Origin of the sequence: Mameliella sp. AT18 (assembly GCF_028807275.1) — a bacterium.
Lineage (GTDB): Bacteria > Pseudomonadota > Alphaproteobacteria > Rhodobacterales > Rhodobacteraceae > Antarctobacter > Antarctobacter albus.
In genome coordinates this window covers 17024-33771 of sequence record NZ_JARAMO010000070.1, presented here as the reverse complement: position 1 = coordinate 33771, position 16748 = coordinate 17024, and the positions used below count along the sequence as shown (strand labels likewise).

The following is a 16748-nucleotide window of genomic DNA, read 5'->3' as shown; positions in this document are numbered from 1 at the left end:
AAGCGCCCGGATGTCAATGGATTCGATGGTATACCGGAAAACGTCCCGTCATGGCGACGCGTATAAACGGTAACGCGACGATTTTTCGCTGTTTCCCTGTGTCCCGGCAGGCTACACCACGCGGCGAGGAAGTCTCGCGGGCCCGCCCGCGGCAATGGTAGACCTGAGGAGAGACACGCAGATGAAGGTCCTTGTGCCCGTCAAGCGCGTGATCGACTACAACGTGAAGGTCCGCGTGAAAGCGGACGGATCGGGTGTCGATCTGGCGAACGTGAAGATGTCGATGAACCCCTTCGACGAGATCGCCGTGGAAGAGGCGATCCGGCTGAAGGAAGCCGGCAAGGTCGATGAGGTCATCGCCGTTTCGATCGGTGTCAAGCAGAGCCAGGAAACCCTGCGCACCGCGCTGGCAATGGGTGCGGACCGCGCCATCCTGGTCGTAGCCGCCGATGACGTCCACACCGACATCGAGCCGCTGGCTGTGGCCAAGATCCTGGCCGCCATCGTCAAGGAAGAAGAGCCGGGTCTCGTGCTCTGCGGCAAGCAGGCCATCGACAACGACCTGGGCGCCACCGGCCAGATGCTGTCGGCCCTGCTGGGCTGGAGCCAGGCGATGTACGCCAACAAGGTTGACGTCGAGGGCGACAACGCCGTCGTCACCCGCGAGGTCGACGGCGGCCTGCAGACCGTCAAGGTCAAGATGCCGACCATCATCTCGACTGACCTGCGCCTGAACGAGCCGCGCTACGCCTCGCTGCCGAACATCATGAAGGCGAAGAAGAAGCCGCTGGATGAGAAAACCGCCGAGGACTACGGCGTCGACGTCAGCCCGCGCCTCGAGATCGTCTCGACAGGCGAACCGGCGGCCCGCGCGGCCGGCGAGATCGTGCCCGATGTCGATACGCTTGTCGCCAAGCTGAAAGAAAAGGGGATCGTGTGATGGCCGTTCTGCTGATTGCCGAGATCAACGACGGCGCGCTGGCGATGGACGCCACCGCCAAGGCCGTCAGTGCCGCAAAGGCGCTGGGTGACGTGACCGTCCTGGCCGCCGGCGCCTCTGCCAAGGCCGCCGCCGACGAGGCAGCCACCATCGAGGGCGTGTCCAAGGTGCTGGTCGCCGAAGATGCCCTCTATGGTCACCGCCTGGCAGAGCCGGTTGCCGCGCTGATCGCCGGGCTGGCCAGCGACTACAGCCACGTTGTCGCGCCCGCCACCACCGATGCCAAGAACATCCTGCCGCGCGTGGCCGCGCTGCTGGACGTCATGGTGCTGACCGACGTGACCGAGGTCGTGGATGCGGACACTTTCGTGCGTCCGATCTACGCGGGCAACGCGATGCAGACGGTGAAGTCCAAGGACGCGACCAAGGTCATCACCTTCCGGACATCGACCTTCGACGCGGCTGCCACCGGCGGTTCGGCGGCTGTCGAGGCAATCGCCGCGGGTGACAACCCCGGCCTGTCCGAATGGGTCGAGGACAAGGTGGCCGAGAGCGACCGCCCCGAGCTGACCTCGGCCGGTGTCGTGGTTTCCGGCGGCCGTGGCGTCGGCAGCCAGGAAGACTTTGCCATCATCGAAAAGCTGGCCGACAAGCTTGGGGCCGCCGTGGGCGCATCCCGTGCCGCCGTCGACTCGGGCTTTGCCCCGAACGACTGGCAGGTTGGCCAGACCGGCAAGGTCGTCGCTCCGGACCTGTATGTTGCCGTCGGCATCTCGGGTGCGATCCAGCACCTGGCCGGCATGAAGGACTCGAAGGTCATCGTCGCGATCAACAAGGACGAAGAGGCCCCGATCTTCCAGGTCGCGGACTACGGCCTTGTCGCCGACCTGTTCGAGGCCGTCCCGGCCCTGACCGAGAAGCTCTGAAGGAGCGATGGGTGCGCAGAGCACCCATCCTACACTTCTGAAGGCCCGCCCCGTGGCGGGCCTTTTTCATGTCAGCGCCGTACCATTGCGCCCAAGACCGGGGCCAGCGCCTCTCCCGCCTCGTGGTGGGCACGCGGACCCATCAGCTCGGCCGCAGCGCAGGCCTCGAAATCCCCGAAGACCATGCCACGCGTGCCCTCGGTCAGGGCCGCGCCAGAGGCCACGACCTCGACAACCTCGTTGACCCTGGGGCGCAGCGTCTCGATCATTTCGCGGTTCACGAACAGCGGGTCGCCATCCAGCCGCCAGGGCAGTTCAGACGGCACCGGATGATCCGCGAACCACAGCAGCACTGTATCCCCGCGCAGGTGCGCAAGCAGTTGTTTCATGCGCGAGGTCCAGGCCATCCGAAGCTCGTCCTGAACCTCCGCGAACCGGTCGCTGGAGACATCGGACAACCGCCCAAGCATGTGCCGGACAAAGTGAAACTCGGTAAAATCGATTTCAGGATAGAGCCCCTGCAGCTTTTCCGAGGCACGCAGGAACCGATCGTTGCGGCGCGGATGCACGGTGTAGAATCGGTTCGACAGGTTCTGTGCCCCCATCACCTGCACAACCTTGACCGCCGCCCCGGCGGCCAGGTCCAGCACGCCGGGATCGTTCAGGTACAGGTCCACCCCGGCATTGACCACGCCGAAGTTCGCACAGGCCAGCCTGACCCGCTGTTCCAGCAGCGCCGGAAAGGGCTGTTCGATGAACCGCCCGTAGGTTTCCGTCCCCCCAAGAAAGGCAAAGTACAAACCGTCGAGCTGTCGGCGCGGCCCGCGGAACAGGACGCGTGATGTGCCGTACCGGCACGGATAGTATTCCAGGGTCGCATGGCCCCCGCCATGTGCAGACATTTTACCCACCTCATTTTTCACCCACAGGAGAGAATCGGGCAAAGCCCTTGCCATTTTGCTAATGCGACAATGCGAGACGAATCCGACACTCTTGCAGCCCCGCCAAAGCCGGGTCATGGTGGCCGCGGCAAAAGGGGATCGGGACATGGAAATCAAGTCTATCGGGGTCGTTGGCGCGGGGCAGATGGGCAACGGGATTGCCCATGTCATGGCACTGGCAGGCTACGAGGTGCGTCTCAACGACATCAGCCAGGAAGCGCTGGACAAGGCCGTCGCCACCATCGGAAAGAACCTGGACCGCCAAGTCACCCGCGACAAGATCTCCTCCGAGGAACGCGACCGGACGATGGCGCGGATCCGCACCACGCTGCACCTGCCCGAGATCGCCCAGACCGACCTGGTGATAGAGGCCGCGACCGAGCGCGAAGAGGTGAAGGACAAGATCTTTGCCGCCCTGCTGCCCCACCTCAAGCCCGAGACGATCCTGACCTCGAACACCTCGTCGATCTCGATCACGCGACTGGCCAGCCGGACCGACCGGCCCGAGAAGTTCCTGGGGTTCCATTTCATGAACCCGGTGCCGGTGATGAAGCTGGTTGAGCTGATCCGGGGCATCGCCACCGACCATGAAACCTATGAAAGCTGCCTTGCGGTGGTCGAGAAACTCGACAAGACCGCCGCCAGCGCCGAGGATTTCCCCGCCTTCATCGTCAACCGCATCCTGATCCCGATGATCAATGAGGCCTGCTACACGCTGTACGAGGGTGTGGGCAACGTGCGCTCGATCGACATGGCGATGAAGCTGGGCGCCAACCACCCGATGGGGCCGCTGGAACTGGCCGATTTCATTGGATTGGACACCTGCCTTGCGATCATGAACGTGCTGCACGACGGCCTGGCGGATACCAAGTACCGCCCCTGCCCGCTGCTGACCAAATACGTCGAGGCCGGCTGGCTGGGCCGCAAGACCGGACGCGGTTTCTACGATTACCGGGGGGATGAGCCGGTCCCGACGCGCTGAGCCAGACCGCCCCTTGCGCATAGGCGCGGGCCCGTCGGGGCCGCGGCCAATCCGGTTCGGGGCGTCAGCCCTCGCGCAGGCCCAGCGTCTGTTCGCGCAGCCAGGCCACGAATTCTCGTTGGCCGCCCGAAAAGGCCTTGACCTGCTCCGGGGTGATCGGCTCTCCGACAACCGGCTTCTGCGGTCGCTTGCAGGCGTGCACGACCTCGTGGATCAAGAGCCCCTGGCGGATCGTGGCGGACAGCTTGTTGGCGATCTGGTAGGCGCGACTGTTCTGTCCCGGAAAGAAGATCGGAACCACGGTCGCGCCGGATCGCTGGACCATCTTGGCGGTAAAGGGGTTCCAGCCCGCCTCTTGCGCCGTCCCGAACCAGGTTTCGGACGAGGCCACAACGCCGGAGGGAAACAGGACGATCACGCCGCCGGACTTCAGGTGATCCATGGCCCGCGCCCGCATTTCCAGGCTCTGCTCGCGCGCATCTTCCTCATGCGGGAAGGGCACCGGGATCATGAAGGGCTCGACCTCCTTGACGCCGGTCAGCAGGGACCGGGTCAGGATCTTGTAGTCGGTGCGCACGCGGCCAATGAGTTCCGCCAGAACCATCCCGTCGACCAGCCCGTGAGGATGGTTGGCCACGATGATCACGGGGCCGTCCTTGGGGATGCGGGCGATCTGTTCGGCAGGGGTCATCAGGTCGATGCCCATGATGCCCAGCGCCTGGCTCCAGAATGCCTGACCTTCGACCGGGCCCATGCGTTCAAACCGCCGCACCATGCGCAGCAGGGGGATCTTGCCGGTCAGCCATTCCAGCGTCCGGATCGTGTTTGCCTTCCACGGATTGCTGAACGTGTTGGCGTAACTGACCTGTCGCTTGTCATAGGGTGCAGGATTCCTGGACACGCTCCGCCCCCTCAGGGATGTCGATTGGGTGCTTTCGACCATGCGCCTGCTACAGTCCCGTATTGCACGTCAGCGCCTGGCACCGGCGCTAACAGTCTTCCCCAAAGCGGTCGGCCACCAAGGCCTCGACCGCATCGGCCAGCGCCTCGGCGTCCGGCCCCGAGGTTTGGACTTCAATAGTGCTTCCTTTCGCGGCTGCCAACATCAAAAGCCCCATGATACTGTCTCCGCTGGCGGACATCCCGTCGCGGCTGACCTCGGCCATTGCGTCGAATCCCTCGACCACCTCGACCAGTTTGGCAGAGGCGCGGGCATGCAACCCCTTCTCGTTGACGATCTTCAGCGCGCGGTGAATGGAGTTGGTCATGGGAACCCGGCTTTCTCGTGGCAGATCAAGACGTTCAAGTTGGATCGGCCGGAATGTTCTGGCTGTCAATATACTTCCGCCCGGCCTCCAGGGCCTGGCGCACCGCTTCTGGCACGGTCAGGTGACGGCTTTTGGTCAGCTTGATCAGCATCGGCAGATTCGCGCCATACAGAATGCGGCGATTGTCAGGACGGCAGGCATTCAGCGACAGATTCGAAGGAGAGCCGCCGAACATGTCGGTGACGATGACGACACCGCCGCCGCTGTCGACGGCATCGGCCGCGGCACAGATCTCGGCCTGCTTGTCGGCGCGGTTGGCATCTGCCTCGATGGAAATCGCCTGCATCCCGGGCTGCGGCCCGACCACATGCTCGACCGCCGCGAGATACTCGCGGGCCAGTCCGCCATGCGCGACGATCACGATACCGATCACCCGGACACCTTTCCAACCATGCCGACGACGCGTTCGGAAACGGGCGTTCCGCCGCGCCGTTCCAGTTCGCGGTGCCTAATTGACACCCGCCAGCCTTCCTGCGCAAGAGCGGCCGCGACGTTTTCCGTGACGGCAACCGACCGGTGCTGCCCGCCGGTACAGCCGAAGCCGATGGCGAAATGCGCCTTGCCCTCGGCCACCACCGCCGGCAACATCAACAGGATCAGGCCGGTCAGCCGATCCAGGAAATCCTCGTAGCGGGGATCATCGGCAACAAAGGCCGCTACCTCGGGGTCCAGCCCGGTAAAAGCGCGCAAATCCGGTTCCCAATGGGGATTGCGCAGAAAGCGGCAGTCGAACACGACATCCAGCCCCTGGGGCAGCCCGCGCTTGTAGGAAAAGCTCTGGACGGAGACGGCGGTGCCCTGCCCCGTCACCTCGCCGAACCAGCCTTCCAGTTCGGCCCGCAGATCGTGCACCGACAGTTCCGATGTGTCGATCAGGATATCCGCCCGCGACCGCACGTCGGTCAGCAGGGCCTTTTCGCGCACCACCCCGTCCACCGGCATCTCGTCCGGAGCCATCGGGTGGCGGCGGCGGGTTTCCGAGTAACGCCGCACCAGCACCTCGTCGGTGCAATCGACATAAAGCAGGTCGACAGGCGCGGGCATCTGGTCGGTCAGGATCTCGTAGAGCTGCAACAGCCCCTCGGCGCTGAAATCACGGTTGCGCACGTCGATGCCCAGCGCAAGGGGCCGGGCCGGGGGCGTGTCGCGGTCGACGAGGCGCGGCACCAGGCTCAGCGGGATGTTGTCGATGCTCTCGAAGCCCAGATCCTCGAGCACATTGATCGCGCTTGACCGCCCGGCGCCCGAAGGGCCGGTGACAAAGACGATGCGCGCGCTGCCTGTTTCCTTTTGGTCCATTTCTACTCTCGCCGTCCCGACTTGAGATAGTGAACGAGTCCTGCGGGGAAATATTCAGACGCGGAATTGTGAAGCAATGGCACATCCACCCCCAGCAGCCGGGTGGACCGGTTAGGCGGCAAGCGATGCCTTTCGGCCACATCCATGTCCAACACGGAGACCAGCGGGATGCCGGTCACATGTGGTGCGTGCAAAAGACCGATGGCGCGCGCCTCGATTATGCCCTCTATCGCGGCGGGCACGCTCAGGTTCAGCAGTGCGCCCTCCCGTGTGACGATCGTGCGATCATCGGCAATCAGCTGCGCGCCCCGCGCCATCAGTTCCAGCGCAAGGCCCGATTTGCCGCTGCCGGAGGCACCTCGGATCATCAGGCCCCGGCCCGCCACGGCAACCGAGGTGGCATGCAGAACCTCCCGCATGGGGCGGAATCAGACCGGCAGGCCGACGACGAAGCGTGCGCCCAGCGGCTCCGAGGTCACATCGGCCTCGGTCGGGCGGATGTTCTCGGCCCAGATGACGCCGCCATGCGCCTCGATGATCTGCTTGGAGATGGCAAGGCCAAGGCCCGAGTTGTTGCCGAAATCCTGTTGCGGGCGCGAGGTGTAGAAGCGCTTGAAGATCTTCTGCAGCGATTCCTCTGGGATGCCCGGGCCGGTATCCTCGACCACGACCAGCACGCGGTTGTCGCGGCGTCGCGCCCAGACACGGATCGCATCGCCATCCTCGCAAAAGGAAATCGCATTGGTTATGAGGTTGACGAAGACCTGCGCCAGGCGTGGTTCCAACCCGGTGATCGTGACCGGCTTTTTCGGCAGGTCGGTGATGAATTCGATGCCCTTCTTGCGCGCGTCCTCACCCAGGAACTCGGTCAGGTTGCCAAGCATTTCCAGCAGGTTGAACTCCTGCTCCTCTTCCTTGACCAGCTCGCTGTCCAGTCGCGAAGCGTTGGAAATGTCGCTGACCAGGCGGTCCAGCCGGCGCACGTCATGTTCGATCACGTCCAGGAGCTTGGCCCGATGGTCCTCCTTCTTGACCATGCGCAGGCTGCCCACGGCAGAGCGCAACGAGGCCAGCGGGTTCTTGATCTCATGTGCCACGTCGGCGGCGAATTGTTCGTTCTGGTCGATCCGATCGTAGAGCGCACCGACCATGCCGCGCAGCGCGCCTGACAGGCGCCCGATCTCGTCGGGACGGGCGGTCAGGTCGGGGATGCGGATGCGGCCCGGCGTGCGCGCCCTGCGGTTGCGGTCGCGCCCGATCTCTGCCGCGTCGGCGAGGTCCGAAATCGGGTTGGAAATGGTCGAGGCCAGCACGAGGCTGAGACCGATGGAAACCAGCGTGGCGATCACGAACATCTGCAGCACGCGCTCACGTTCGGCGCTGACGGCGGCGTCGATCTCTGTCGCCGGGGAGACCAGCGCAATCGTCCCGACCAGCGCGTCGCCCTGCCGGATCGGGGTCAGTGCAAAGAAGACGGTGGCCCCGTCGCCACCGCCGGATTCGACACGGGTCAGGGCCGGATCGCCGGATTCGATGGCACGCCGCAGGCGATCTTCAAGGTCGAGATCGGGTTCGGTCTCGAAATAGCTGAACAGGCCCGCGACGCCGTCCCAGATCGTGTTCAGGAAGTCCGAGATCAGCGTAGGCTTGTCCTCTTCGACCGGGGGGATGATCGGCGGCACGCGGCCGCGCGTCTCACCGACCAGGAAACTGGCGCTGTCAAAGACCATCAGGCGCACGCCATCGCGCAGGTCGATGCCCTCGACCGTGCGGGCGACGTCGATACCGTCGCCGGTGCCCAGGCTGACCGGCGCACCGCGCGGCAACTGTGCCTCGAACACGTCGGCAACGAGTTCGACCTCGGCCTGCAGCGCGTTGACGCGCTGCACCGCCATCGTGTCGCGCGATGAGTTCAGCCAGAGAATCCCCGCGACCAGCACGTTGAGCGCGATCAAGTTGAAGGTGAAGATCTTGCGCGTCAGCGGCGAACGGTTGAGCGTGAACAGCCCGCGCCGCGCGCGGCTGTCGCGCAGTTCCTTTTCAACCGTGCTGTCGGGCGCGACCCAGTCGTCGCCCAGCACGACGTCCGCATCACGCCGTCCGCCTTGACGATCGTCCTGCATCGGGAGCTGTTCGGCCAGGGCCATCCCTTACTCTTCGTTGTAGCGGTATCCGATACCGTAAAGCGTTTCGATGGCCGAGAAATCGGTGTCGACCGTGCGCATCTTCTTGCGCAGACGCTTGATGTGGCTGTCGATGGTGCGGTCGTCGACATAGACCTGATCGTCATAGGCCACGTCCATCAGCTGATCCCGAGACTTCACGAAACCGGGGCGCTGCGCCAGGGCCTGCAGCAGCAGGAATTCCGTCACGGTCAGCGACACGTCCTGGCCTTTCCAGCTGACGGCATGGCGCAGCGGGTCCATCGTCAGGCTGCCGCGGGTCATCAGCTTGGTCTCTTCGGTGTCACCCACGACATCACCGGCCACGGCTTCCTGACGGCGCAGCAGGGCGCGAATGCGTTCGACCAGCAGGCGCTGGCTGAAAGGTTTTTTGACGTAGTCGTCGGCACCCATGCGCAAGCCCAGCACCTCGTCGATCTCGTCGTCCTTGGAGGTCAGGAAGATCACGGGCATCCTGGATTTCTGGCGCACGCGCTGTAGCAGGTCCATACCATCCATGCGCGGCATCTTGATGTCGAACACGGCCATGTCCGGCATCTTCTTGTTGAACGCGTCAAGCGCCGCCTGGCCATCGTTGTAGGTCTCGACCTCGAACCCTTCTGCCTCAAGCGTCATCGAAACGGACGTCAGGATATTCCTGTCGTCGTCCACAAGGGCGATCTTAGACATTTTGCTGTCCTTATACTGCTCTGGTTGCCTTATTTTTTTCTGCACTATCGGCGATTTTCCGCTTTACAGCAATCATTAACTGCGAATCGGCCACGCCGCCTGGCTCCAACAGACGCGAATTTGGCAAAGGAATGGCTAAAATGCCTCACCGGTTTGCGTTGCATTGATCGCAGTTCGGCAGCTGCCCGCCGTGGTATCGCTAAACCCGCGCTTGGTAGCGCAAACTGCGCCTTTGCGTCCTGTTCATGTCGAAAAGCGGCATGTTAAGAGGTCCGGCATCGGCGCAGTATGTCGCCGCATACAACTATTCTTGATCAGCGCGATCCACAGGAGCAAGGCAGATGACATTTGGACGGGTGAACCCTCAGTTCCGGCTTGAAGACCAGGGCATCGAAGGGCTCGGAAATGTCTATTACAACCTCATGGAGCCAGCGCTGATCGAAGCGGCGCTGAAACGAGGCGAAGGTACGCTGGGCAAGGGCGGGTCCTTCCTTGTGACCACCGGCAAATACACGGGCCGTTCGCCCAAGGACAAGTTCGTCGTCCGCACCCCTTCGGTCGAGGACAGCATCTGGTGGGAAAACAACCAGCCGATGGAGGCCGCGGCCTTTGACCGGCTGCACGCCGACATGCTGGAGCATATGAAAGGCGGCGACTACTATGTGCAGGACCTGGTCGGTGGCGCCGATCCGGCCAATGCCATCGACGTCCGGGTGATCTCGGAACTGGCATGGCACAACCTCTTCATCCGCCACATGCTGCGCCGTCCCGACCGCGAGGACCTGGACAGCTTCACGGCGGATTTCACGATCATCAACTGCCCGACCTTCAAGGCCGACCCGGAAAAGCACGGCTGCCGCACGGAAACAGTGATCGCGCTCAACTTCGAAAAGAAGCTCATCCTGATCGGCAACACCGAATATGCCGGTGAAAACAAGAAGTCGGTCTTTACGCTGCTGAACTACATCCTGCCCGGAAAGGGCATCATGGCAATGCATTGCTCGGCCAACCACGCGCCGGGCAACCCGGTCGATACCGCTGTCTTCTTCGGCCTGTCGGGCACCGGCAAGACCACGCTGTCGGCCGATCCGTCGCGCGTGCTGATCGGCGACGATGAGCACGGCTGGTCGGATCGCGGCACCTTCAACTTCGAAGGCGGCTGCTATGCCAAGACCATCAATCTGAGCGCCGAGGCAGAGCCCGAGATCTACGCCACGACCGAGAAATTCGGCACGGTGATCGAGAACATGGTCTTCGACCCGGAAACCTTCGACCTGGATTTCGAGGATGACAGCCTGACGGCCAACATGCGCTGCGCCTACCCGCTGCACTACATCTCGAACGCGTCGAAAACCGCCCTGGGCGGTCACCCCAAGAACATCATCATGCTGACCTGCGATGCCTTTGGTGTTCTGCCCCCGATCGCGCGACTGACCCCGGCGCAGGCGATGTACCACTTCCTGTCCGGTTTCACCTCGAAGGTGGCCGGGACCGAACGCGGCGTGACCGAGCCGGAACCCACCTTCTCGACCTGCTTCGGCGCCCCCTTCATGCCGCGCCGCCCCGAGGCCTATGGCAACCTGCTGCGTGACAAGATCGCCAAGCACGGCGCCACCTGCTGGCTGGTGAACACCGGCTGGACCGGCGGCGCCTATGGCACTGGCTCGCGGATGCCGATCAAGGCGACCCGGGGTCTGCTGCACGCCGCACTGGAGGGCAAGCTGGCCCAGGCCGAATTCCGCAAGGACCCGAACTTCGGCTTCGAGGTGCCGGTCTCGGTCGAGGGTGTGCCGGAACTGCTGCTGGATCCGCGCAAGACCTGGGACGACAAGGCGGCCTATGATGCGCAGGCGGAAAAGCTGGTGCAGATGTTCGCCGACAACTTTGAACAGTACGTCCCCTACATCGACGACGATGTGAAAGCTGTCGCAATCGGCTGACACCGCCGGACCAACGGAAGCCGGCCCTCCCTGTTAGGGAGGGCCTTTTTCATGTCCGCGCGGCCCCGGCAGGCGCGGGAAACGCCGCGATCCAGTCGCCACGCTCACCCACGGAAACGCCGCGCAAGGCGATAGCGCAACCAGGCCCAGCCCAACGCAAGAGGCAGGTAGACCGGCCAGAGAATCAGGGGGATCGCGGCGATCCACATGGCGGCATCCCGGTCCCCGGACAGCCGGACGCAGGCCGCGCTCAACACGGTCGCCAGCACCAGCGTCAAAAGCGCGAACAGGATCTCGCCAAGCGCGATCAGAACGGGCCGCGCCGTGGTCAGCCCCGGCAAGGGCGCCGGCAGGCACAACGCCGCCGAAAGCAGGCCCCCCGTCGCGATGACACCGCAGGCGATACTGTAGTCGAAGGTCATGCGCTTTCGTGTCCCGTCAAGTTGCCCTGCCCGTCATGCGGCTGTGCGCTGCCGCGGTGACACCCGTCTTTCCGCTTGAGGGCGGGGGCATCGCTCGGCGTCCGCGCACAGGCGATCACGTCCACGAACTTACCAGTGGCCCGGATAACGTAATACATTCCCGTTGCGGACGGAAACCGCGCCGGTCCGGCAAGAAAACGGTTCGGCTCATTGCGGGTCCGAAAGCCGCCACGGTTCCGCCACGGGGGCGGAACAGGCGACTGCCGGACGGCGGGCCCTAGCCGCGCCGAAGATGTCCCGGGGGACAACCCGGCGCGGGGCCAAATGGCGTGGCACACGGCCGTGACCGGCACCCGTCGGCGGTTTTCCGGTATCAAGTGGCGGTGCGGGTAGGCAAATCCTGCCCCTGCGCCTAACCTCGGCCCATGTTAGACTGTGGTTTCAGTTCCCGGGAGAAGACGACATGCACGCCAAACCGCTTGCCCCCCTGATTGCCGCCACGCTGGTCGGGGCGCCTGCCCTTGCCGATGTCGGGGCCTTTGTCGAACCGCCCCTGACGCTGGAGGCCTTCGGCGTCATCTGCGAGGTCGAGCTTCAGGGCACGCGGCCCGCGCCGGACACGCTGTCGGGCCTTCTGAACCTTGTCGACCAGGACCGCCCCATCGACGTCGAAACGGTGCAGGTGCCGGCGGAAATGGGTCTCAGCTTTGGCATCCGCGCCAGCCTGACCGCCGGGTCTTCCGTCCCCGAGGTGACGATTGTGGTCACACATCCGCCGATGGGCCCGGAGGGGCGCACCGTCGAACGCTGGGTAACGCCGATGAATTTCGGCGATGTCTCGCTGAATCTCTTCACCTTCGAACGGGACTATGAACTGGTCGAAGGGCCGTGGATGTTCCAGGTAGAACGGGACGGCAAGGTACTGCTGCAACAGCCCTTCGAGGTCACGGCCCCGGGCACGATTCCTGCGGTTCAACAGGCCTGTTTCGCCGCCGAGGTCGTCTCCTGACCCCTGCCTACAGGCGTAGGGCGGGGTTTACCCCGCCGCGCGTTTTGCCCCTCAGGCAGCCCTCAAGCCAAGGATCTCACGCGCCTGCTGCCAGCTGGCCACCGGGCGCTCGTATTTCTCACAAAGGTCCGCGGCCCGCGTGACCAGCGCCGCGTTCGACGGCGCAAGCGTTTCCTTGTCCCAGCGCACGTTGTCCTCCAGTCCCGTGCGCGTGTGACCACCCGCCGCGATGGACCATTCGTTGACCTCGACCTGGTGCCGCCCAATGCCAGCCGCGCACCATTCCGCGTCGGGTGCCAACCGCTTGACCGTCTCGATGTAGTAATCGAACACATTGCGGTCACAGGGCATCGCGTTCTTCACACCCATGACGAACTGCACGTACAGCTTGCCCGGGATGCGCCCGTCGCGGTTCATCTCTGCGGCCTTGAAGATATGGCTGAGGTCGAAAGCCTCGATCTCGGGCTTGATCTCGTAGGTGCGCATCTCACTGGCCAGCCAGTCCACCAGGTCCGGCGGGTTCTCGTAGACGCGGGTCGGAAAATTGTTCGACCCCACCGAGAGCGAGGCCATGTCGGGGGCCAGCGAAAGCATCCCGCCCCGCGCCTGCCCCGCACCGGAGCGTCCTCCGGTCGACAGTTGGATGATCATGCCGGGGCAGTGTTTCTTCAGCCCCTCGACCAGCCGCCCAAAGCGTTCGGGGTCCGAAGTCGGCGTCTCGTCCTCCATCCGCACATGGGCGTGGCAGATGCTGGCCCCGGCCTCGAAGGCTTCTTGCGTGCTTTCGACCTGCTCCTCGATCGAGATCGGCACCGCCGGATTGTCCTTCTTTCGCGGGACAGAGCCGGTGATGGCCACGCAGATGATACAGGGTTTGGTCATGTCGGGCGCTCCCCTCGCTGGCGTCTTTCGTGGTGACGGCAGGATAGTCAGTGTATCGGACAGGAAAAAGCCGGGCCGGGCACAAACCCGCCCCGGCCCGGGTATCATGTCATACGTCGAAGAAGACGGTTTCGTCCTGGCCTTGCAGCTGGATGTCGAAGCGGTAGACGACCTTGCCGTCTTTTTCGCTCCGTTTCGCCAGCAGCGTGGCCCGGCGGCGTTCCCATTCGATGATGTTCATCACCGGGTCCTCGGCGTTGGCCTCTGCCTCGTCCTCGAAGTAGATCCGGGTGTTGAGGCCCAGGTTGATCCCGCGCGCCACCACCCACAGGTTGATGTGCGGCGCCTGGATGCGGCCATTGCGGCCCGGCGTCTTGCCCGGCTTGATGGTGTCAAAGCCCCATTCGCCGGTGTCGAAATCGGTGATGACCCGGCCCCAGCCGCGAAAGCCCTCCTCGACCTCGCCGCCGCCTTCGGGATGGGCGTAGATGCCCTTGGCATTGGCCTGCCAGGCCTCCAGCAGCACATCCTTGATCGGCGATCCGGTGCCGTCGATCACAAGGCCTTCTACCCGGATGCGTTCGCCCTCGGCATTCGGTCCGGCGATGTCCCAGCCCAGTTCGCGTTCGTAGATGTCGAAGCCTGCGGCGCCCGGCGCCAGCCCGATGTGGACATAGGGACCGGCGGTCTGCGAGGGCGTTTCCTTGAGGTAGTTGAGCGGTTGTACCATTGTCATTCTCCTTACGCATCTTCCGGGAGGAAAACCAGTTCCCAGTTTTCCCGAAGATGCATCAATTCCCCTCAAGACGGTTTTCGAACAGCGTCGAGCGACGCCCGCGCAGGACGATGTCGAACTTGTAGGCGATGGTGTCCAGCGGAATGGTCGAATTCATGTCCAGCGCCGCCACCAGGCTGTTGATCGCCTCCTGGTTGGGAATGCTCTTGACGATGGGACAGAGCGGGATCAGCGGGTCGCCCTCAAAGTAGATCTGTGAAATCAGCCGCTGGACAAAGCCCGAGCCGAAGACCGAGACGTGGATATGCGCAGGGCGCCAGCTGTTGACGTAGTTGCGCCAGGGATAGGCGCCGGGTTTCACGGTGCGGAAATAGTAATAGCCGTTCTCGTCCGTGATCGTGCGCCCGCAGCCACCGAAATTGGGGTCGATGGGCGCGAGGTAGGTGTCCTTCTTGTGACGATAGCGCCCGCCCGCGTTGGCCTGCCAGATCTCGACCAGCGTGTTGGGCACGGGCCGCGCGTTCTCGTCCAGCACCCGCCCATGCAGGATGATCCGTTCGCCAATCGCGCTTTCGCCGGCCGTGGCGTAGTTGTGGATCAGGTCGCGGTCCATCGGGTCGATGTCGTTATGACCGAAGACCGGGCCGGTGATCTCACCAACCGAGTTCTGCAGACTGATGAGCGAATATTGCGGCGACCGCGCGACGCTCGTCTTGTATTCCTTGACGTAGGCGGGCGGGTGCCAGTCCCGGTCCCGCTGGTAGAATTCGCCTTGATCGGGCATGTCGGTCTCTCCTCACTTGTCCCCGGACTGCGCGTTTGCCTGCCCTGTTTCAGGGCCGTCCATCTCGGCATAGGTCTGCTTAGCCAGCTTCAGCGCGTGGTTGGCGCGCGGCACACCGGCATAGATTGCGACGTGCTGAAACGCTTCCAGCACATCCGCCTTGCTGGCCCCCGTCCGCGCGGTGGCGCGGATGTGCATGGGGATCTCTTCGAAATTGCCCAGCGCCGCCAGCAGCGCCAGCGTCAGCATGGAACGCTCGCGGTCACTGATCCCGTCAGAGGCCCAGACAGTGCCCCAGGCGCCTTCGGTGATGAGGGTCTGGAACGCCTCGTCAAAGGGTGTCTTGGCCGCCTCGGCGCGGTCGACATGGGCATCGCCAAGCACAGAGCGGCGCACCTTCATGCCGGTTTCGTATCGGTTGGTCATGCGGTCCTCCCTTCGGGCCGGACCCGGGTTCGTGACGAAACCCGGGCAATTAGTAGGGCAGCCCGATGTAGTTCTGCGCCAAGACCGATTGCGCGTCGCGATTGGAGCGCAGGAACTCGATGTCGGCAAGCTGGATCTTCAGATCGAATTCGTTCTGGTCGGGGAACCTGTGCAGCAGCGTGGTCATCCACCAGCTGAAGCGTTCCGCCTTCCAGATCCGGGCCAGCGCCTTTTCCGAGTAGGTGTCGATGCCCTCGCTGTCGCCGGTCTGATAGTATTGCACCAGCCCGTTGTAGAGATAATGGATGTCGCTGGCCGCGGTGTTCAGCCCCTTGGCCCCGGTCGGCGGCACGATATGGGCGGCATCGCCACAGAGGAACAACCGCCCCCAGCGCATCGGTTCGGTCACGAAGGACCGCAGCGGCGCGATGCTCTTCTCGATCGACGGGCCAGTGACAAGGCGCTCTGCCGCCTCTGTCGGAATGCGGCGCTTGAGCTCTTCCCAGAAAGCCGCGTCGGTCCAGTCTTCCGGGCTGTCCGACAGTGAACACTGGATGTAGTAGCGGCTGAGATTGGCGTTGCGCTGCGAGCAGAGAGCGAAGCCGCGCTCCGAGCTGGCATAGATCAGTTCGTCATGCACCGGCGGCGTTTCCGACAGGATGCCCAGCCAGCCGAAGGGGTACAGTTTTTCGTACTCCTTGCGGACGCTCAGCGGCATGGTCTGGCGGCTGACGCCGTGGAACCCGTCACAACCGGCCACGAAATCGCAGTCGATGCGGGCCTCCGTGCCGTCCACCTCGTAGGTGACATAGGGTGCGTCGCTGTCGGCATCCTTGATCTGCACGTTCTCGACGTTGAAGACGATCTTGCCCTCCGCCTTTTCACGCGCTTCGTACAGGTCGCGCGTCACCTCGGTCTGGCCGTAGACAACCACATGGCTGCCGGTCAGCTCGGTGAAATCGATGCGGAACTCCTCGTCGCCGTAGGAAATCACGGTGCCGTCGTGGACGATGCACTCACGGTCCATCCGTTCGCCCACACCCGCCTCGCGCATCAGGTCGACCATCCCGGTTTCCAGGATGCCCGCACGGATGCGGCCCAGGACATAGTCCTTGGTCTTGCGTTCCAGAACGACGCTGTCGATGCCCTTCTTGTGCAGCAACTGACTGAGCAGCAGGCCCGACGGGCCGCCGCCAATAATGCAGACTTGGGTACGCATGATGTCCTCCCCTTTGCGACAAGACTAGAATGAACCGATAGGCCATGTAAAATGACGTTTTC

Annotated in this window: 19 protein-coding genes; 5 read left to right on the top strand and 14 right to left on the bottom strand. The window is 63.7% G+C overall.

Going from position 1 to position 16748, the window contains the following annotated elements; all coding sequences use genetic code 11:
• The first annotated feature begins 181 nt into the window (after positions 1–181).
• Together PVW46_RS08990 and PVW46_RS08985 are read left to right on the top strand one after the other, a co-directional pair.
• A complete protein-coding gene (locus tag PVW46_RS08990; RefSeq protein ID WP_043137487.1) occupies positions 182–940 on the top strand; it encodes an electron transfer flavoprotein subunit beta/FixA family protein in 759 nt (252 codons plus the stop codon).
• Positions 940–1866 carry an electron transfer flavoprotein subunit alpha/FixB family protein gene (locus tag PVW46_RS08985; RefSeq protein ID WP_043137489.1) on the top strand — a complete coding sequence of 309 codons (927 nt, stop codon included), beginning with the start codon at positions 940–942 and terminating at the stop codon, positions 1864–1866. Before PVW46_RS08990 ends, PVW46_RS08985 begins: the two co-directional genes overlap by 1 nt.
• Before the next feature lie 71 nt (positions 1867–1937).
• Here PVW46_RS08985 and PVW46_RS08980 read toward each other — a convergent pair whose 3' ends face one another.
• Entirely contained in the window at positions 1938–2768 is an 831-nt protein-coding gene (locus tag PVW46_RS08980) for a DUF6473 family protein (protein WP_069210313.1), read from the bottom strand.
• 145 nt (positions 2769–2913) lie between these two features.
• Here PVW46_RS08980 and PVW46_RS08975 point away from each other — a divergent pair, with 145 nt between their 5' ends.
• The gene (locus tag PVW46_RS08975) at positions 2914–3789 is read left to right on the top strand and encodes a 3-hydroxybutyryl-CoA dehydrogenase (protein ID WP_069210312.1); all 876 of its coding nucleotides are present in this window, start codon (positions 2914–2916) and stop codon (positions 3787–3789) included.
• 64 nt (positions 3790–3853) lie between these two features.
• On the opposite strand, the gene PVW46_RS08970 is transcribed toward PVW46_RS08975, so the two are convergent.
• The 7 genes from PVW46_RS08970 to PVW46_RS08940 are packed head-to-tail and all read right to left on the bottom strand — an operon-like array spanning position 3854 to position 9268.
• On the bottom strand, positions 3854–4732 hold the full coding sequence (locus tag PVW46_RS08970; RefSeq protein ID WP_043137495.1) for a lysophospholipid acyltransferase family protein: 879 nt from the start codon (positions 4730–4732) through the stop codon (positions 3854–3856).
• 46 nt (positions 4733–4778) lie between these two features.
• Positions 4779–5057: an HPr family phosphocarrier protein gene (locus PVW46_RS08965; protein ID WP_043137498.1), complete on the bottom strand. Its 279-nt coding sequence runs from the start codon at positions 5055–5057 to the stop codon at positions 4779–4781.
• A 34-nt stretch (positions 5058–5091) separates the two neighbouring features.
• Entirely contained in the window at positions 5092–5490 is a 399-nt protein-coding gene (locus PVW46_RS08960; protein ID WP_043137500.1) for a PTS sugar transporter subunit IIA, read from the bottom strand.
• Positions 5487–6416, bottom strand: a complete 930-nt coding sequence (rapZ, locus tag PVW46_RS08955; RefSeq protein ID WP_043137502.1) for an RNase adapter RapZ — start codon at positions 6414–6416, stop codon at positions 5487–5489. The genes PVW46_RS08960 and rapZ overlap by 4 nt, the downstream gene beginning before the upstream one ends.
• Positions 6417–6418: 2 nt before the next feature.
• Positions 6419–6835, bottom strand: coding sequence for an HPr kinase/phosphorylase (locus tag PVW46_RS08950; protein ID WP_069210311.1), 417 nt, complete (start codon positions 6833–6835; stop codon positions 6419–6421).
• A 9-nt stretch (positions 6836–6844) separates the two neighbouring features.
• Positions 6845–8563, bottom strand: a complete 1719-nt coding sequence (locus PVW46_RS08945) for a sensor histidine kinase (protein WP_274575679.1) — start codon at positions 8561–8563, stop codon at positions 6845–6847.
• A gap of 3 nt (positions 8564–8566) precedes the next feature.
• Positions 8567–9268, bottom strand: a complete 702-nt coding sequence (locus tag PVW46_RS08940) for a response regulator transcription factor (RefSeq protein WP_043137506.1) — start codon at positions 9266–9268, stop codon at positions 8567–8569.
• A gap of 341 nt (positions 9269–9609) precedes the next feature.
• Between PVW46_RS08940 and PVW46_RS08935 the strand changes: the two genes are divergently transcribed.
• On the top strand, positions 9610–11208 hold the full coding sequence (locus PVW46_RS08935; protein ID WP_043137507.1) for a phosphoenolpyruvate carboxykinase: 1599 nt from the start codon (positions 9610–9612) through the stop codon (positions 11206–11208).
• A gap of 104 nt (positions 11209–11312) precedes the next feature.
• On the opposite strand, the gene PVW46_RS08930 is transcribed toward PVW46_RS08935, so the two are convergent.
• Positions 11313–11630, bottom strand: a complete 318-nt coding sequence (locus PVW46_RS08930) for a hypothetical protein (RefSeq protein ID WP_069210309.1) — start codon at positions 11628–11630, stop codon at positions 11313–11315.
• Between the two features lie 463 nt (positions 11631–12093).
• Here PVW46_RS08930 and PVW46_RS08925 point away from each other — a divergent pair, with 463 nt between their 5' ends.
• A complete protein-coding gene (locus tag PVW46_RS08925; protein ID WP_043137511.1) occupies positions 12094–12639 on the top strand; it encodes a DUF3859 domain-containing protein in 546 nt (181 codons plus the stop codon).
• A gap of 51 nt (positions 12640–12690) precedes the next feature.
• Here PVW46_RS08925 and PVW46_RS08920 read toward each other — a convergent pair whose 3' ends face one another.
• The 5 genes from PVW46_RS08920 to pobA form a co-directional block, all read right to left on the bottom strand.
• Positions 12691–13521, bottom strand: a complete 831-nt coding sequence (locus PVW46_RS08920) for a 3-oxoadipate:acetyl-CoA acetyltransferase (protein ID WP_043137513.1) — start codon at positions 13519–13521, stop codon at positions 12691–12693.
• 109 nt (positions 13522–13630) lie between these two features.
• Positions 13631–14251 (bottom strand): protocatechuate 3,4-dioxygenase subunit alpha, encoded by a 621-nt coding sequence (gene pcaG, locus PVW46_RS08915; protein ID WP_043137516.1) that lies wholly within the window; start codon positions 14249–14251, stop codon positions 13631–13633.
• Positions 14252–14312: 61 nt separating this feature from the next.
• Positions 14313–15041, bottom strand: coding sequence for a protocatechuate 3,4-dioxygenase subunit beta (gene pcaH, locus PVW46_RS08910; protein ID WP_043137518.1), 729 nt, complete (start codon positions 15039–15041; stop codon positions 14313–14315).
• 12 nt (positions 15042–15053) lie between these two features.
• Positions 15054–15467, bottom strand: coding sequence for a 4-carboxymuconolactone decarboxylase (gene pcaC / locus PVW46_RS08905; RefSeq protein ID WP_043137520.1), 414 nt, complete (start codon positions 15465–15467; stop codon positions 15054–15056).
• 49 nt (positions 15468–15516) lie between these two features.
• Entirely contained in the window at positions 15517–16686 is a 1170-nt protein-coding gene (gene pobA / locus PVW46_RS08900; protein ID WP_043137523.1) for a 4-hydroxybenzoate 3-monooxygenase, read from the bottom strand.
• Between the last annotated feature and the right edge of the window lie 62 nt (positions 16687–16748).

What these genes read in the sequence shown, in the direction of transcription:
- PVW46_RS08990 (WP_043137487.1), top strand. Translation starts at nt 182, where the DNA reads ATGAAGGTCCTTGTGCCCGTCAAGCGCGTGATCGACTACAACGTGAAG.
- PVW46_RS08985 (WP_043137489.1), top strand. Translation starts at nt 940, where the DNA reads ATGGCCGTTCTGCTGATTGCCGAGATCAACGACGGCGCGCTGGCGATG.
- PVW46_RS08980 (WP_069210313.1), bottom strand. Translation starts at nt 2,768, where the DNA reads ATGTCTGCACATGGCGGGGGCCATGCGACCCTGGAATACTATCCGTGC.
- PVW46_RS08975 (WP_069210312.1), top strand. Translation starts at nt 2,914, where the DNA reads ATGGAAATCAAGTCTATCGGGGTCGTTGGCGCGGGGCAGATGGGCAAC.
- PVW46_RS08970 (WP_043137495.1), bottom strand. Translation starts at nt 4,732, where the DNA reads ATGGTCGAAAGCACCCAATCGACATCCCTGAGGGGGCGGAGCGTGTCC.
- PVW46_RS08965 (WP_043137498.1), bottom strand. Translation starts at nt 5,057, where the DNA reads ATGACCAACTCCATTCACCGCGCGCTGAAGATCGTCAACGAGAAGGGG.
- rapZ (WP_043137502.1), bottom strand. Translation starts at nt 6,416, where the DNA reads ATGGACCAAAAGGAAACAGGCAGCGCGCGCATCGTCTTTGTCACCGGC.
- PVW46_RS08950 (WP_069210311.1), bottom strand. Translation starts at nt 6,835, where the DNA reads ATGCGGGAGGTTCTGCATGCCACCTCGGTTGCCGTGGCGGGCCGGGGC.
- PVW46_RS08945 (WP_274575679.1), bottom strand. Translation starts at nt 8,563, where the DNA reads ATGGCCCTGGCCGAACAGCTCCCGATGCAGGACGATCGTCAAGGCGGA.
- PVW46_RS08940 (WP_043137506.1), bottom strand. Translation starts at nt 9,268, where the DNA reads ATGTCTAAGATCGCCCTTGTGGACGACGACAGGAATATCCTGACGTCC.
- PVW46_RS08935 (WP_043137507.1), top strand. Translation starts at nt 9,610, where the DNA reads ATGACATTTGGACGGGTGAACCCTCAGTTCCGGCTTGAAGACCAGGGC.
- PVW46_RS08930 (WP_069210309.1), bottom strand. Translation starts at nt 11,630, where the DNA reads ATGACCTTCGACTACAGTATCGCCTGCGGTGTCATCGCGACGGGGGGC.
- PVW46_RS08925 (WP_043137511.1), top strand. Translation starts at nt 12,094, where the DNA reads ATGCACGCCAAACCGCTTGCCCCCCTGATTGCCGCCACGCTGGTCGGG.
- PVW46_RS08920 (WP_043137513.1), bottom strand. Translation starts at nt 13,521, where the DNA reads ATGACCAAACCCTGTATCATCTGCGTGGCCATCACCGGCTCTGTCCCG.
- pcaG (WP_043137516.1), bottom strand. Translation starts at nt 14,251, where the DNA reads ATGGTACAACCGCTCAACTACCTCAAGGAAACGCCCTCGCAGACCGCC.
- pcaH (WP_043137518.1), bottom strand. Translation starts at nt 15,041, where the DNA reads ATGCCCGATCAAGGCGAATTCTACCAGCGGGACCGGGACTGGCACCCG.
- pcaC (WP_043137520.1), bottom strand. Translation starts at nt 15,467, where the DNA reads ATGACCAACCGATACGAAACCGGCATGAAGGTGCGCCGCTCTGTGCTT.
- pobA (WP_043137523.1), bottom strand. Translation starts at nt 16,686, where the DNA reads ATGCGTACCCAAGTCTGCATTATTGGCGGCGGCCCGTCGGGCCTGCTG.